The following is a 14,600-nucleotide window of genomic DNA, read 5'->3' as shown; positions in this document are numbered from 1 at the left end:
CTACCAACGATAGTGAGCGAACGCTTTATTCGCTTCAGCCATTTTGTGCGTATCTTCGCGTTTCTTCACGGATGAACCAGTGTTGTTGGATGCATCAATGATTTCTGCAGCCAAACGCTCTTCCATCGTCTTCTCACCGCGGTTACGTGAATAGTTCACGAGCCAACGGAGACCAAGCGCTGTACGGCGTTCCGGTTTAACTTCGATTGGCACTTGATAGTTCGAACCGCCTACACGGCGTGCTTTAACTTCAAGTACTGGCATGATGTTCTTAATTGCTACTTCAAAAACTTCCATCGGGTCTTTGCCCGTACGTTCGTTGATGAGTTTGAATGCATCATACAAAATCGTAGCGGCTACACCGCGCTTGCCGTCAACCATAATACGGTTGATCAAGCGAGTAACGAGCTTGCTGCTGTACATCGGATCTGGCAAAACATCACGTTTTGTTACTGGACCTTTGCGTGGCATGTGGAAGTCCCCCTTTCTTCTAGTTTTTCATTTTAGGATGAGGATAACCGTTGCCGGCTATGCCTGCATTATTTTTTAACTTTAGGACGTTTCGTTCCGTATTTGGAACGAGATTGTTTACGGTTGTTTACGCCTGCAGTATCAAGCGCACCGCGCACGATGTGGTAACGAACACCCGGAAGATCTTTTACCCGGCCGCCGCGAACCAATACTACGCTATGCTCTTGAAGGTTATGACCGATACCGCCGATGTAAGCAGTAACCTCAACGCGGTTCGTCAAACGTACACGCGCATATTTCCGCAATGCGGAGTTCGGTTTTTTTGGTGTCATTGTACCTACACGTGTGCAAACCCCGCGTTTTTGTGGCGAGCTAATGTTTGTTTCCTCACGTTTCAGTGCGTTGAAACCTCTTTGCAATGCTGGCGATTTCGATTTAACGACTTTCGCCTCACGGCCTTTACGGACCAGTTGGTTAATTGTTGGCATGTTGCATCCCCCTTCCTCACTTAGTAAAGCTTTCAAGACATATTGGCTTATTAAGCCCACAGATCCAGGCGGTTCATAAAGAAACAAACGAAAGTTTTTACCTTCCCTTCCGGTTCAGTAAAAACGACATGTTCTTATTCGATTTCCGGTACAACCGCCGCCATCGCTGCTCCAACTTCGATTCCACAGGTTTCTCCGAGGCTCTTCATTGTTTCAGTCCAGGTAATCGGTATTCCTGACATTTCGCAAAGCCGAACAATATTGTCCTTCAGCCGCGGATCTGCATCTTGCGCAACATAGACGAGAGTAGCTTTGCGTTGCTCCACCATCTTCGTCGTTTGTTTACTACCTATAACGAATCGCATAATAACCTACCTTCCAAGTCAAGCAAAACTGACAAGTGCAGAGGTTGTGCGATTAGGCACACTACGACATATTAGCACTTCAACTCGCATAATGTCAAGCTTCCGCGCTTGTTTAAAGTTTGAAAATAAAGTAAACCCCTATAAGGGCATTACAGAGCGGAGAGCGAACAGAATATCTCCTTAAAAAGGACCTGTTCGCTCTTCTCCCTCATGCAATGGTGCTATTGATTAAGATTCAATCGTAACCGTCTCGGCTTCGATCGACTGCGCTTCAGTCAATTCATCGTCCATACCGGCGACATGGACGCTTCTATAGCGTTGCATGCCCGTTCCCGCCGGGATCAGTTTACCGATGATAACATTCTCTTTCAGACCGAGCAACTGATCGACCTTGCCTTTGATAGCAGCATCTGTCAAGACACGAGTCGTCTCTTGGAACGATGCCGCGGACAGGAAGGAATCCGTCTCAAGCGACGCTTTCGTAATACCGAGCAAGACCGGTTTGGCAACCGCAGGCTCTTTGCCGGACAGAATCGCTTCGCGGTTAGACGCTTCATATTCATGAATGTCGACAAATGCACCTGGAAGAAGCGCAGTATCGCCGGCTTCGATGATACGAATCTTGCGAAGCATCTGCTTCACCATAACCTCGATGTGCTTATCGTTGATTTCTACCCCTTGGTTCCGGTAAACGCGCTGAACTTCCTGCAAAATATAGTTCTGCACGCCGCGGATACCCTTGATGCGGAGCATATCCTTCGGATCGATGGAACCGTCCGTCAATTCATCGCCGGCTTCGATTTGCTTGCCTTTGACAACACGGATACGCGAACCGAATGTGACGGCATACGTTTTGGATTCCGCTTCACCTTGTACTTCGATTTCACGGCGGTCCTTTGTCTCGCGAATGTCCTTAATAACGCCATCGATCTCGGAGATGATCGCTTGACCCTTCGGATTACGCGCTTCGAAAAGTTCTTGGATACGCGGCAAACCTTGCGTGATATCGTCTCCGGCTACACCGCCGGTATGGAATGTACGCATCGTAAGCTGAGTTCCCGGTTCACCGATCGATTGTGCAGCGATAATGCCGACTGCTTCGCCGATCTCAACGAATTTGCCCGTTGCCAAGTTACGTCCATAACAGATTTTGCAGACGCCATGACGGGCGCGGCAGCTCAGTACGGAACGAATTTGGAGACGCTCAACGCCAGCCGCGATGATCTCTTCCGCTTTGTTGGAATCGATCAGCTGGTTGCGCTGAAGAATAACTTCGCCGGTTTGCGGATGGCGAACCGTTTCGAACGAGTAGCGTCCTTCAATACGGTCGTACAGGTCTTCGATAACCTCTTTACCGTCTTGAATTTTGCTGACCGAGAAGCCTTTATCCGTGCCGCAATCGTCTTCGCGGACGATAACATCCTGCGCAACGTCGACAAGACGACGAGTAAGGTATCCGGAGTCAGCTGTACGAAGGGCGGTATCGGCAAGACCTTTACGCGCACCGTGTGTCGAGATAAAGTACTCGAGGACGGTCAGACCTTCGCGGAAGTTCGACTTGATCGGCAACTCGATGATTCGGCCGGATGGGTTGGCCATCAGACCTCGCATGCCGCCGAGCTGCGTGATTTGAGATTTATTACCCCGTGCTTTGGAATCAACCATGAGCATGATGGAATTGTAGCGGTCCATCGATTTCATGAGAATCTCCGTAATTTGATCCTTCGTTTTGCTCCAGATCTCGATTACACGGTCGTAGCGTTCTTCGTTCGTAATCAGACCACGGCGGTATTGATTCGTAACGACCTTAACTTTATCTTCGGATTCTTTCAGGATCTCCTGTTTCTCTGGTGGCACGATTACATCGGCAACAGCAACAGTGATACCTGCACGCGTGGAATACGTGAATCCGAGTTGTTTAATGTGGTCAAGCATGATAGAAGTACGCGTCGTGTGGTATTGACGGAAGCATTCGGCAATAATCAAGCCGAGGTACTCTTTACCTACGCCGCCGATTTGAGGCAGGCCGTTCAAGAATTGAACGAGATCTGCGCCCTTCTCGTGTACGAAATATTTATCCGGCGTGCCTTGCAGCAAGTTCACCTTGGTAGGCTCGTTGATGTAAGGGAAATCGGCCGGGTAAATTTCGTTGAAGATCACTTTACCCACGGTTGTGCAAATCAACGCTTTCTGTTGCGCATCCGTAAAGGAAGTTTTCTTCAGAACCTTAACGGGGATAAATATCCGCGCATGCAGCGATACGATGCCGCGTTGGTACGCAGAGATCGCTTCGTTAACTGTTGCGAACACGGAACCGTAGCCTTTGCCCTCCGCGTTGTCCATCGTCAAGTAGAAGCTGCCGAGGACCATATCCTGAGAAGGCGTAACGACAGGCTTGCCGTCTTTCGGGTTCAAAATGTTGCCCGATGCCAGCATCAACAACCGAGCTTCAGCTTGCGCTTCAGCGGACAGCGGTACGTGAACAGCCATTTGGTCACCGTCGAAGTCGGCATTGTATGCCGTACATACGAGCGGATGAAGTTTGATGGCGCGGCCTTCAACCAAAATCGGTTCGAACGCCTGGATACCGAGTCTGTGAAGCGTAGGTGCACGGTTCAACAGAACCGGATGCTCCTTGATGACTTCTTCAAGCACATCCCAAACTTCCGGGCTGACGCGTTCGACTTTACGTTTCGCGCTTTTAATGTTATGTGCCAGGTTTTTGTTAACCAGCTCTTTCATAACGAACGGTTTAAAGAGTTCAAGCGCCATTTCTTTCGGCAAACCGCATTGGAACATTTTCAGGCTAGGACCAACAACGATAACGGAACGACCGGAATAGTCAACCCGCTTACCGAGCAAGTTCTGACGGAAACGCCCTTGTTTACCTTTCAGCATATGGCTGAGCGATTTAAGCGGACGGTTGCCCGGGCCCGTGACTGGACGGCCGCGGCGGCCGTTATCGATCAAAGCGTCGACTGCTTCTTGAAGCATCCGTTTCTCGTTTTGCACAATGATATCCGGAGCGCCTAGGTCAAGCAGACGTTTCAAACGGTTATTCCGGTTGATTACGCGACGATACAAGTCGTTCAAGTCAGACGTTGCGAAACGTCCGCCATCCAACTGGACCATCGGACGAAGTTCCGGAGGAATGACCGGCAGCACGTCAAGAATCATCCATTCCGGCATATTGCCGGAGTTGCGGAATGCTTCGATGACTTCAAGGCGTTTGATCGCACGGTTACGGCGTTGACCTTGCGCTGTACGAAGGTCTTCCTTCAACTGCTCGAGCTCACGCTCAACGTCGATGTCTTGAAGCAGCTTCTTGACTGCCTCGGCACCCATGCCTGCATGGAAGCCGTATCCGTACTTCTCACGGTAGCTGCGATATTCCTTCTCGGACAACAGCTGTTTCTTCTCCAGCGGCGTGTCACCTGGATCCGTTACAACATAAGATGCGAAGTAAATGATCTCTTCCAGGGAGCGCGGCGACATATCCAGCGCGAGACCCATACGGCTTGGAATACCTTTGAAATACCAAATATGCGATACAGGAGCTGCAAGCTCAATGTGACCCATACGTTCACGGCGCACTTTTGCACGCGTAACTTCTACGCCGCAACGGTCACAAACGACGCCTTTATAACGAACGCGCTTGTATTTGCCGCAATGGCATTCCCAGTCTTTCGTCGGTCCGAAGATCTTCTCGCAGAAGAGACCCTCTTTCTCCGGCTTAAGTGTCCTATAGTTAATCGTTTCCGGTTTCTTTACTTCTCCGCGGGACCACGATCGGATTTTATCCGGAGATGCCAATCCAATCTTCATATACTCGAAGTTGTTCACGTCCAACAAGGAGCAACCCTCCTTCGTCATGGTTCACTTGTCTTTTGTTGCCTTAATGCCATTCAGCCGGATTGCGCCCGCGAAGGCGCTCCCCGGCTTGATTCGCCCGTGAAGACGAACCGGCATCGTGCTATTCTAAGCCGCGGAAACTATTACTCCACGCCGACTTCAGTACCTTCAAGATTGAGGTTCAATTTGTCCGAGGCACCGTCGTCCTCGTCGTCCATTTCTTTCATTTCGATCTCTTCTTCGTTCTCGGACAGGATCTTAACGTCCATACCCAAACTTTGAAGCTCTTTGATCAAAACCTTGAACGACTCAGGCACGCCTGGCTCCGGTACATTCTCACCTTTAACGATAGACTCATATGTTTTGACACGGCCGACGACATCATCGGACTTCACGGTCAAAATCTCTTGCAGCGTATATGCCGCACCGTAGGCCTCAAGCGCCCAAACCTCCATCTCCCCGAAACGCTGACCGCCGAACTGAGCTTTACCGCCCAATGGCTGCTGCGTTACAAGCGAGTATGGACCCGTGGAACGGGCATGGATTTTATCGTCAACCATGTGCGCCAGTTTGATCATATACATGACGCCGACGGTAACTTCCCGCTCGAATGGCTCGCCGGAGCGTCCATCGTAAAGGATCGTTTTACCGTTACGCTGCATGCTTGCCTCTTCCATGGAATCGAATACGTCGTACTCGCGCGCTCCATCGAATACAGGTGTTGCGGCATGAATCCCTAGACGCTTGCAAGCCATGCCCAAGTGGACCTCGAGCACTTGACCGATGTTCATCCGCGAAGGTACGCCCAGCGGGTTAAGAACAACCTCTACAGGCGTGCCATCCGGCAGGAAAGGCATATCTTCCTCAGGAAGGATACGGGCGATAACCCCTTTGTTACCGTGGCGTCCTGCCATCTTATCCCCTTCGGAAATTTTCCGTTTCTGAGCGATGTATGCACGGACCAATTGATTCACGCCAGGAGGCAGCTCATCGCCGTTCTCGCGCGTGAAGACTTTCACGTCCACGACGATACCGTCCGTACCATGCGGAACGCGGAGGCTCGTATCACGAACTTCGCGTGCTTTCTCGCCAAAGATAGCGTGCAGCAAGCGTTCCTCAGCAGTCAGCTCGGTAACACCCTTTGGCGTTACTTTACCAACGAGAATGTCACCTGCGCTGATCTCGGCACCGACACGGATAATACCGCGTTCATCCAAGTTGCGGAGCGCTTCTTCGCCCACGTTAGGAATGTCGCGCGTGATTTCTTCCGGTCCGAGCTTCGTGTCACGGGCTTCCGATTCGTATTCCTCAATATGAATCGACGTGTACACATCTTCTTTAACAAGCTTCTCGCTCAAAAGGATAGCATCCTCGTAGTTGTAACCTTCCCACGTCATAAACGCTACAACGACGTTGCGACCGAGCGCCAATTCGCCCATTTCCGTGGAAGGACCATCGGCAAGGATGTCACCTTTCTTCACGATATCGCCTTTATGACAAATCGGACGTTGGTTAATGCACGTACCTTGGTTGGAACGCATAAACTTATGCAGCTTATGTTTAATCAAGTCGCCCGTAACAGGTTTGCCGTCAACCATCTCAACGCGACGGACCCAAATTTCATTGGCCGAAACGCGTTCGACGATGCCGTCGTGTTTGGAAACGATACATACGCCGGAGTCTTTGGCCGATTTATGTTCCATGCCCGTACCGACAAGCGGCGACTTCGGAATAAGAAGCGGAACGGCTTGCCGCTGCATGTTGGATCCCATGAGCGCACGGTTGGAGTCATCGTTCTCGAGGAACGGAATGAGCGCCGTAGCGACCGATACGACTTGTTTCGGCGAAACGTCCATATAGTCTACGCGCTCTGTCGGCATCGTAAGAATATTGTCCGCTTGTTTGTTGTAACGTACGATAACCGCGTCATCCACGAACTTGCCTTCTTGGTCAAGCTTCGCGTTCGCTTGCGCGATAACGTAGTTATCTTCTTCATCTGCGGTCAGGTAGGCGATTTGTTCCGTTACGACACCGACCTTCGGATCTACCCAACGATATGGCGCCTCGATGAACCCATACTCGTTAATACGAGCGAAAGTGGACAAGGAGTTGATCAACCCGATGTTCGGACCCTCTGGTGTTTCGATCGGACACATACGGCCGTAATGGGAATTATGAACGTCTCGAACTTCGAAGCCCGCGCGCTCACGCGTCAAACCGCCCGGTCCCAGTGCGGACAGACGACGTTTGTGCGTAAGCTCAGCAAGCGGATTGGTCTGGTCCATAAACTGCGACAATTGCGAAGACCCGAAGAACTCTTTAATCGACGCAATAACGGGACGTATGTTGATGAGCGCCTGAGGCGTGATTGCATTCGCATCCTGAATGGACATCCGCTCGCGAACGACGCGCTCCATACGGGACAAGCCGATACGGAACTGGTTCTGCAGCAACTCGCCAACCGAACGCAAACGACGGTTACCCAGATGGTCGATATCGTCCGTGCTTCCGATTCCATGGAGCAAGTCGATGAAGTAATTGATGGAAGCGATGATGTCTGCAGGCGTGATATGCTTAACCGCTTTGTCAATGACGCCATTCGCGATAATCTTGATGACCTTGCTATCATCAAGCGGAGAGAATACGCTCAAGGTTTGAAGAGGTATACTATCTGCATCAAGAACGCCGTTCGCAACTTGATACGTCTTGAAGCCAACGTTATTCTCCAAGTAAGGGATCAGCTCATCCAAGAGACGGCGATCGACGACTTGACCGGCTTCCGCCAGGATTTCTCCTGTAGACGGATCGAACAGAGTTTCAGCCAAACGCTGGTTGAAGAGACGGTTCTTGATATGCAGCTTCTTATTGATTTTGTAGCGTCCGACATTCGCCAGGTCATAGCGCTTTGGATCAAAGAAACGCGCAACGAGCAAGCTCTTAGCGTTATCCAGCGTCGGCGGTTCACCCGGACGAAGTCTTTCGTAAATTTCGATAAGCGCTTTTTCAGTGGAATCGGTATTGTCTTTATCGAGCGTGTTCCGAATATACTCGTCATGCCCTAGCAAATCTAAAATTTCGGCATCCGTGCCAAAACCTAACGCACGCAGAAGAACCGTGACCGGAATTTTACGAGTGCGGTCAATACGGACATAAATAATGTCCTTCGCATCGGTTTCAAGCTCCAGCCATGCGCCGCGGTTCGGAATCACGGTAGCCGTATAATTTTTCTTGCCGTTTTTGTCCACTTTCGTGCTAAAGTAAACGCTAGGCGAACGAACCAATTGGCTGACGATGACGCGTTCCGCGCCGTTGATGATGAACGTGCCTGTCTCGGTCATCAGCGGGAAATCACCCATGAACACTTCTTGCTCTTTCACTTCACCGGTTTCCTTGTTGATAAGCCGAACTTTAACGCGTAGCGGAGCTGCATACGTCACGTCGCGTTCCTTCGACTCATCGACAGAATACTTAGGCTCGCCAAGTGAATAGTCGATGAACTCAAGCATCAAATTACCCGTAAAATCCTGAATCGGCGAGATGTCTTGGAAAAGCTCAAGCAAGTCCTTATCCAAAAACTTCTCGTACGATTTTTGTTGGATTTCAATCAGGTTCGGAACTTCGAGCACCTCGCGGATGCGGGCATAGCTTCTACGCGTGCGACGCCCATACTGAACAAGTTGTCCTGCCAACTTAACCTCACCCCTCATGTCTGCTTCACAGAAAGTGAACAATGACCTTGTATACACAAACATTGCTGTAACCAGAATGTGCAGCAGGCAAATTCTGATTCAAATAAAGAAAAGCCCTTATCGAAAATTCGAAAAAAGAGCGTGCTTCTGTCAGTCAACGTTCTACGCGGCACAACCGGTAAAAGTCTCATATCAAGTAATTTTGACCCAAAATGTAAACATTATACGTCAAATCCGCTTCTTTTATACGTTTAAAATAGCGCTTGACATTTTAGTCGACTAAAGAGAATGCGCCCATTTTAATGCTGACATTTTATAATGATACCACATCGGGGAAGCCGCGTCAATAAATGATTCTGTTTCCCTATTGCTCTTTGCGAGCCCTAAATATGCGGTATCCCTTTTCTTTCGTCACTTCTTCCACATTGCCGTAGACAGCTTCCAGCTTGGCTTCCGCTGACGGCGCCCCTTGCTTCTTCTGAATAACGACCCACATGGATCCTCCCGGCTTCAATAGCTGGAAACCTTCCTCGAAAATCCGATGCACGACCTCTTTGCCAGCCCGGATCGGCGGATTCGTAATGATCGCATCGAATGACTGTCCTTGAACGCGTTCATAGATATCGCTTTGCACGGCAGCCGCATTGGTAACGCCATTTAATCTGGCATTCTCATTCGCCAGGGCAACCGCCCGCTCATTGACATCAATCATCGTTACCTGACCAGCCGGAGCAAGCTTCGCAACTGTAATGCCGATAGGACCATAGCCACAGCCGACATCCAAAATGCGATCATGTTCACCCACTTCGAGCGCATCAATCAACACGCGGCTTCCAAAATCGATGCCCGTCTTCGAAAAGACGCCTGCATCCGTCGTAAAACGCAGTTTATGTCCGCGAAGCTCGGTTTCAAGCTGCTGACGATCATGCCTGGCTCCCGGCGTTTGCGTGTAATAATGATCCGACATGCTTTCCCTCCTGATTCCTGCCGGCATGCCCATTCATAAGGAAACCCCTTGAAGCGAACGCTTCAAGGGGTTTACCTCTGATGAGCGGGTTACTACTTCACTTCTACGGAAGCGCCAGCTTCTTCAAGTTTAGCTTTAACAGCTTCAGCATCCTCTTTGGATACTTTTTCTTTGATTGCTTTAGGAGCGCCGTCAACAAGATCTTTCGCTTCTTTCAGGCCAAGACCTGTGATTTCGCGAACGACTTTGATAACGTTGATTTTGGAAGCACCAGCGTTGTTCAAGATAACGTCGAACTCGGATTGCTCTTCGACTACAGCTGCAGCTGCGCCGCCGCCGAATGCTACAGGTGCTGCAGCAGTTACGCCGAATTCTTCTTCGATTGCTTTAACCAGGTCGTTCAGTTCAAGAACGTTCATGCCTTTGATGGCTTCCAAGATTTGCTCTTTACTCATGAGATAAACCTCCGATAATTTGTTTTAGTTTGGTCGTACCAATGAATCCGGCAAGCCGGTATCTTAATTGAATGCTGCGTCGGCCATAGGCCACCACAAACCAATCGTTCTGGATGAATGCTGTCTCAGCCTGCTGGCTGAGCCAAACCAATCATCCTAAGCTTCTTGCTTCTCTGCAACAGCTTTAACCGCAAGGGCGAAGTTGCGCATAGGTGCTTGGAGCACGCTGAGGAGCATGGAGAGCAAACCGTCGCGGGATGGCAGATCTGCCAGCGCTTTGATTTGTTCCGCATTAAATACTTGACCTTCAACCACGCCGCCTTTAAGTTTCAGAGCGTCGTTCTTCTTAGCGAAGTCAGCCAAAATTTTGGCTGGAGCAACTGCGTCCTCTTTGCTGAATGCGATAGCCGTAGGGCCTGCAAGAACAGCATCCAATTCGCTCAGTTCTGCATTTGCAGTCGCACGGCGAACGAGCGAGTTTTTCAAGACTTGGAACTCGACGTTAGCTTCGCGCAATTGTTTACGCAGTTCCGTTACTTGCGCAACGTTAAGACCACGGTAATCGGCTACAACTGTGCTGGAGCTCTCGCGAAGTTTCGCTGTGATTTCCGCAACTGCCTGCTCTTTACCTTCGATAATTTTTGCGTTTGCCAAAATGTACACCTCCCGTTATGTTGTCAACATCCCGATTGTTGCAGCGGAATCCTCCCCCGCGATGCATGAGAAAGGCCCCCGCAGACAGAGCGAAGGCCATGATGGTCCGTTACTCGCCAGCCCCAGAAGGGCTGGGCGTACAAACACGTTTATCATAACACCTCGGTAGGAAATTAAGCCGGTGGCCGGCACCTACTGTCTTCGGTATGCATATTCGATTCTCAAATTCCCGTCTAATCTCTTAGCGGAACGAAGCAGCATTCAAACGTGCGCCAGGTCCCATCGTCGAGGAAACGGAAATGCCTTTCAGGTAAACCCCTTTAGCCGCAGCTGGTTTTGCGCGGTTCAGTGCGTCAATCAGCGTTTTCAAGTTTTCGTTCAGCTTCTCGGAGTCGAACGATACTTTACCGATTGGTGCATGGATTTGACCTGCTCTGTCAAGACGGTATTCAATCTTACCAGCCTTGATTTCTTGCACGGCTTTCGTAACGTCAAACGTTACAGTACCCGCTTTAGGGTTAGGCATAAGGCCTTTACCGCCGAGGATACGGCCGAGCTTACCAACTTCAGCCATCATGTCCGGAGTCGCAACGCAAACGTCGAACTCGAACCAGCCTTGTTGGATTTTAGCGATTACGTCAGCATCGCCAACATAATCTGCGCCAGCAGCTTCTGCTTCTTTGGCTTTATCGCCCTTAGCAAAAACGAGAACGCGTTTAGTTTTACCAGTACCGTGCGGAAGTACGACGACACCACGAACGGCTTGGTCTTGTTTCTTAGGATCTACGCCCAAACGCACAGCAACTTCAACAGTTTCGTCAAATTTCGCTGTAGCGGCTTTCTTAACGAGCTCAATCGCTTCGGCAGACTCGTAAGTCGCTTCAACATCAATCAGCTTTACAGCTTCTTGGTATTTCTTACCGTGTTTAGCCATTAGAAATTTCCTCCTTATGTGGTAGTAGCGGAAAATCCTCCAACTGTTCCTGGAGACCCTCCCACCCGACGGAACACAGCGTTCCATCGGTCAGACAACGCACTCTAGCGTGTCTAGAAAGCATGTGTGCCAGTCGGGAACTAGTCCTCGATGACAACGCCCATGCTGCGTGCAGTACCTTCAACCATGCGCATTGCTGCTTCTACAGAAGCTGCGTTGAGGTCAGGCATTTTTTGTTCAGCGATCTCGCGAACGACAGAACGTTTAACTGTTGCGACTTTCTTCTTGTTCGGCTCGCCCGATCCTTTAGCGATCTTAGCAGCAACGCGAAGAAGTACAGCAGCCGGCGGCGTTTTCGTTTCGAATGTAAACGAGCGATCCTCGAATACGGTGATTACAACCGGAATGATAAGTCCCGCTTGATCAGCTGTACGAGCATTGAACTCTTTACAGAACGCCATGATGTTAACACCTGCTTGACCTAGCGCTGGACCGATCGGCGGAGCCGGATTCGCTTTACCCGCTGGAACTTGCAATTTAACCAACTTGATGACCTTTTTTGCCATGATGAACACCTCCTTGCCGTAGTAATCACATGTTCGCAGCGCAGACCAGGTCTATTAGACCTTTTCCACTTGGCCGTAGTCCAACTCAACTGGCGTCTCTCTGCCGAACATGTTGACATGAACCTTCAGCTTGCTTTTGTCGAGCAGAATTTCTTCCACTGTTCCGACAAAGTTAGCGAATGGCCCGACCTTAACGCGCACCGTTTCCTTCAAATCGAACTCGATTTTCGGTTTCGGTTCTTCCATGCCCATGTGTTTCAAAATTTGTTCCACTTCATCAGGCAAAAGCGGAGTTGGTTTTGAACCAGAGCCTGTCGAACCGACAAATCCGGTTACGCCTGGAGTGTTACGAACCACATACCAAGAATCGTCGGTTTGAACCATCTCGACGAGGACATAGCCGGGGTAAACTTTACGCATGACGGTTTTTTTCTTACCGTCCTTGTCTACCACTTCTTCCTCCATCGGGACGAGCACGCGGAAGATCTTGTCCTCCATGCCCATAGATTCAACGCGCTTCTCGAGGTTCGCTTTCACTTTGTTCTCATAACCCGAGTAGGTGTGAACAACATACCATCTTTTTTCCATCATTTCCATAACAAGCCACCCTTGGCCCCTTCTTAAACAATCAGTTCGACCAATGCGGAAATTCCAATGTCAAGTACCCAGAAGTAAATTGTCATCGCTATGATCGTGAAGAAAACCACGAGCGAATAGCTTGTCAATTCTTTTCGGCTTGGCCAGCGGACTTTCTTCAATTCCGCGAAGCTGTCGGTGAAGAAGGAAAACGTCGACCCGAAGCTTTGCTTCAGTTTAGCTAAAAATGCCACGTCCACACCTCCAAAATGACCTATCTTGTTTCGCGATGAGGAGTATGCTCGTTACAATACTTGCAAAACTTCTTCATCTCAATACGGTCGGGGTGATTCCGTTTGTTCTTGCTGGAAGCATAGTTTCTTTGTTTGCAGTTTGTGCAAGCCAACGTAATAATTACCCGCATTGTTGACACCTCCCAAACTAAGCATGGATAAAGTTTGATGCACTGTATGTGAAACTAGCCTGATTGACCCATAATAAAAAAAGACCTATTTAGGGCTACCAAAACACTTTATCACAAGCACTAGGGAGTGTCAATGGAAAACAGTGCCGCAGCACCTCTCTATCAGCTAGGTAAATGTACGTTTTGGCTCGAGGCACAACAGCGCAAAGCAGGCGAAAATTTTCTCTTCGTCATCACCAGTATCGTCACCGATCATTGGTTTCAAACGCCGAAAACCCTTCCCATTAAAAAAGAGCCTTATCGGCTCTCATTAGAAATGTTAAATTCCGATGTCTCGAACTTCCAAATACCGCTCGAGCTTGCGCTTTACGCGCTGCAGCGCATTATCGATCGACTTCACGTGGCGCTCCAAATCAACAGCAATTTCCTGGTATGATTTCCCGTCCAGATAAAGCATCAGTACTTTACGTTCCAAGTCGCTTAATATCTCGGACATCTTATCTTCCAGGCCTACGAATTCTTCCTGGTTGATAATCAGCTCTTCCGGATCCGATACGCGGGTTCCGCAGATGACATCCAGAAGCGTCCGGTCGGAGTCTTCGTCGTAGATCGGCTTGTCCAGCGAAACATATGAATTCAGCGGGATGTGCTTCTGGCGCGTAGCCGTCTTAATGGCCGTAATAATCTGCCTCGTGATGCACAGCTCAGCAAACGCCTTGAACGACGCCAGCTTCTCGCCTCTGAAATCGCGTATCGCCTTATAAAGCCCGATCATGCCCTCTTGAACAATATCTTCGCGATCGGCCCCGATGAGAAAGTAGGAACGCGCTTTAGCACGGACAAAGTTCTTATATTTGTTAATTAGATACTCCAACGCTTCGCCGTCGCCTTCGCGAACCAATTCGACCACGTCTTCGTCCGTTTTGCAGTCAAAGTCCAGCGTTTTCCAATCTCTGAGGTCGATGCTCACGAACAATCCCTCCGGCTCGAAAGGCATAAAAGCCCTTAACTTCAGCAGCTAAAACTATTTACCGGCCCGCAATGTCATATCAACAAGTCGTGTTCGCTAGAATATGGCATAATCTAGCAGCTATCACCGTTCAGAAACATAGACCCAGTATACAGTACGTAACCTTTAAACGTCAATGAGGATCACCCC

General features: G+C 49.7%; 14 protein-coding genes and 1 other annotated feature. All 14 genes read right to left on the bottom strand.

Translation table 11 applies throughout. The annotated features are described in order from the left end of the window. On the bottom strand, nucleotides 1-471 hold the full coding sequence (rpsG, locus tag AC0YNU_RS31630; protein ID WP_161705072.1) for a 30S ribosomal protein S7: 471 nt from the start codon (nucleotides 469-471) through the stop codon (nucleotides 1-3). Between the two features lie 68 nt (nucleotides 472-539). Beyond that, nucleotides 540-959, bottom strand: a complete 420-nt coding sequence (gene rpsL / locus AC0YNU_RS31625) for a 30S ribosomal protein S12 (RefSeq protein WP_475763797.1) — start codon at nucleotides 957-959, stop codon at nucleotides 540-542. Nucleotides 960-1,093: 134 nt separating this feature from the next. Continuing rightward, on the bottom strand, nucleotides 1,094-1,324 hold the full coding sequence (locus tag AC0YNU_RS31620) for a ribosomal L7Ae/L30e/S12e/Gadd45 family protein (protein WP_475763795.1): 231 nt from the start codon (nucleotides 1,322-1,324) through the stop codon (nucleotides 1,094-1,096). 228 nt (nucleotides 1,325-1,552) lie between these two features. Continuing rightward, the gene (gene rpoC / locus AC0YNU_RS31615) at nucleotides 1,553-5,176 is read right to left on the bottom strand and encodes a DNA-directed RNA polymerase subunit beta' (RefSeq protein WP_475763793.1); all 3,624 of its coding nucleotides are present in this window, start codon (nucleotides 5,174-5,176) and stop codon (nucleotides 1,553-1,555) included. A 143-nt stretch (nucleotides 5,177-5,319) separates the two neighbouring features. Further along, nucleotides 5,320-8,883: a DNA-directed RNA polymerase subunit beta gene (gene rpoB, locus AC0YNU_RS31610; protein ID WP_475763791.1), complete on the bottom strand. Its 3,564-nt coding sequence runs from the start codon at nucleotides 8,881-8,883 to the stop codon at nucleotides 5,320-5,322. 346 nt (nucleotides 8,884-9,229) lie between these two features. Next, complete coding sequence (locus tag AC0YNU_RS31605) at nucleotides 9,230-9,832, bottom strand: class I SAM-dependent methyltransferase (RefSeq protein WP_475763789.1); 603 nt, start codon at nucleotides 9,830-9,832, stop codon at nucleotides 9,230-9,232. 92 nt (nucleotides 9,833-9,924) lie between these two features. Further along, nucleotides 9,925-10,287 (bottom strand): 50S ribosomal protein L7/L12, encoded by a 363-nt coding sequence (gene rplL / locus AC0YNU_RS31600; RefSeq protein ID WP_161705061.1) that lies wholly within the window; start codon nucleotides 10,285-10,287, stop codon nucleotides 9,925-9,927. Between the two features lie 156 nt (nucleotides 10,288-10,443). Further along, nucleotides 10,444-10,941, bottom strand: a complete 498-nt coding sequence (rplJ, locus tag AC0YNU_RS31595; protein ID WP_475763787.1) for a 50S ribosomal protein L10 — start codon at nucleotides 10,939-10,941, stop codon at nucleotides 10,444-10,446. A gap of 59 nt (nucleotides 10,942-11,000) precedes the next feature. Beyond that, nucleotides 11,001-11,164: a sequence feature (ribosomal protein L10 leader region), on the bottom strand. Nucleotides 11,165-11,182: 18 nt separating this feature from the next. Then, the gene (gene rplA / locus AC0YNU_RS31590) at nucleotides 11,183-11,875 is read right to left on the bottom strand and encodes a 50S ribosomal protein L1 (RefSeq protein WP_161705057.1); all 693 of its coding nucleotides are present in this window, start codon (nucleotides 11,873-11,875) and stop codon (nucleotides 11,183-11,185) included. Nucleotides 11,876-12,015: 140 nt separating this feature from the next. Further along, nucleotides 12,016-12,441 (bottom strand): 50S ribosomal protein L11, encoded by a 426-nt coding sequence (rplK, locus tag AC0YNU_RS31585; protein ID WP_090583195.1) that lies wholly within the window; start codon nucleotides 12,439-12,441, stop codon nucleotides 12,016-12,018. 54 nt (nucleotides 12,442-12,495) lie between these two features. After that, nucleotides 12,496-13,029 carry a transcription termination/antitermination protein NusG gene (gene nusG, locus AC0YNU_RS31580; protein ID WP_161705150.1) on the bottom strand — a complete coding sequence of 178 codons (534 nt, stop codon included), beginning with the start codon at nucleotides 13,027-13,029 and terminating at the stop codon, nucleotides 12,496-12,498. 32 nt (nucleotides 13,030-13,061) lie between these two features. Further along, nucleotides 13,062-13,271: a preprotein translocase subunit SecE gene (secE, locus tag AC0YNU_RS31575; RefSeq protein WP_161705055.1), complete on the bottom strand. Its 210-nt coding sequence runs from the start codon at nucleotides 13,269-13,271 to the stop codon at nucleotides 13,062-13,064. Nucleotides 13,272-13,291: 20 nt separating this feature from the next. Continuing rightward, complete coding sequence (gene rpmG, locus AC0YNU_RS31570; RefSeq protein WP_090583192.1) at nucleotides 13,292-13,441, bottom strand: 50S ribosomal protein L33; 150 nt, start codon at nucleotides 13,439-13,441, stop codon at nucleotides 13,292-13,294. Nucleotides 13,442-13,760: 319 nt separating this feature from the next. Then, a complete protein-coding gene (gene sigH, locus AC0YNU_RS31565) occupies nucleotides 13,761-14,411 on the bottom strand; it encodes an RNA polymerase sporulation sigma factor SigH (protein ID WP_475763783.1) in 651 nt (216 codons plus the stop codon). Nucleotides 14,412-14,600: the final 189 nt, after the last annotated feature.

The organism is Paenibacillus sp. J31P316 (assembly GCF_056269105.1).
The sequence above is the reverse complement of the archived record's forward strand: the minus strand, read 5'-3'. Positions and strand labels throughout refer to the sequence as shown.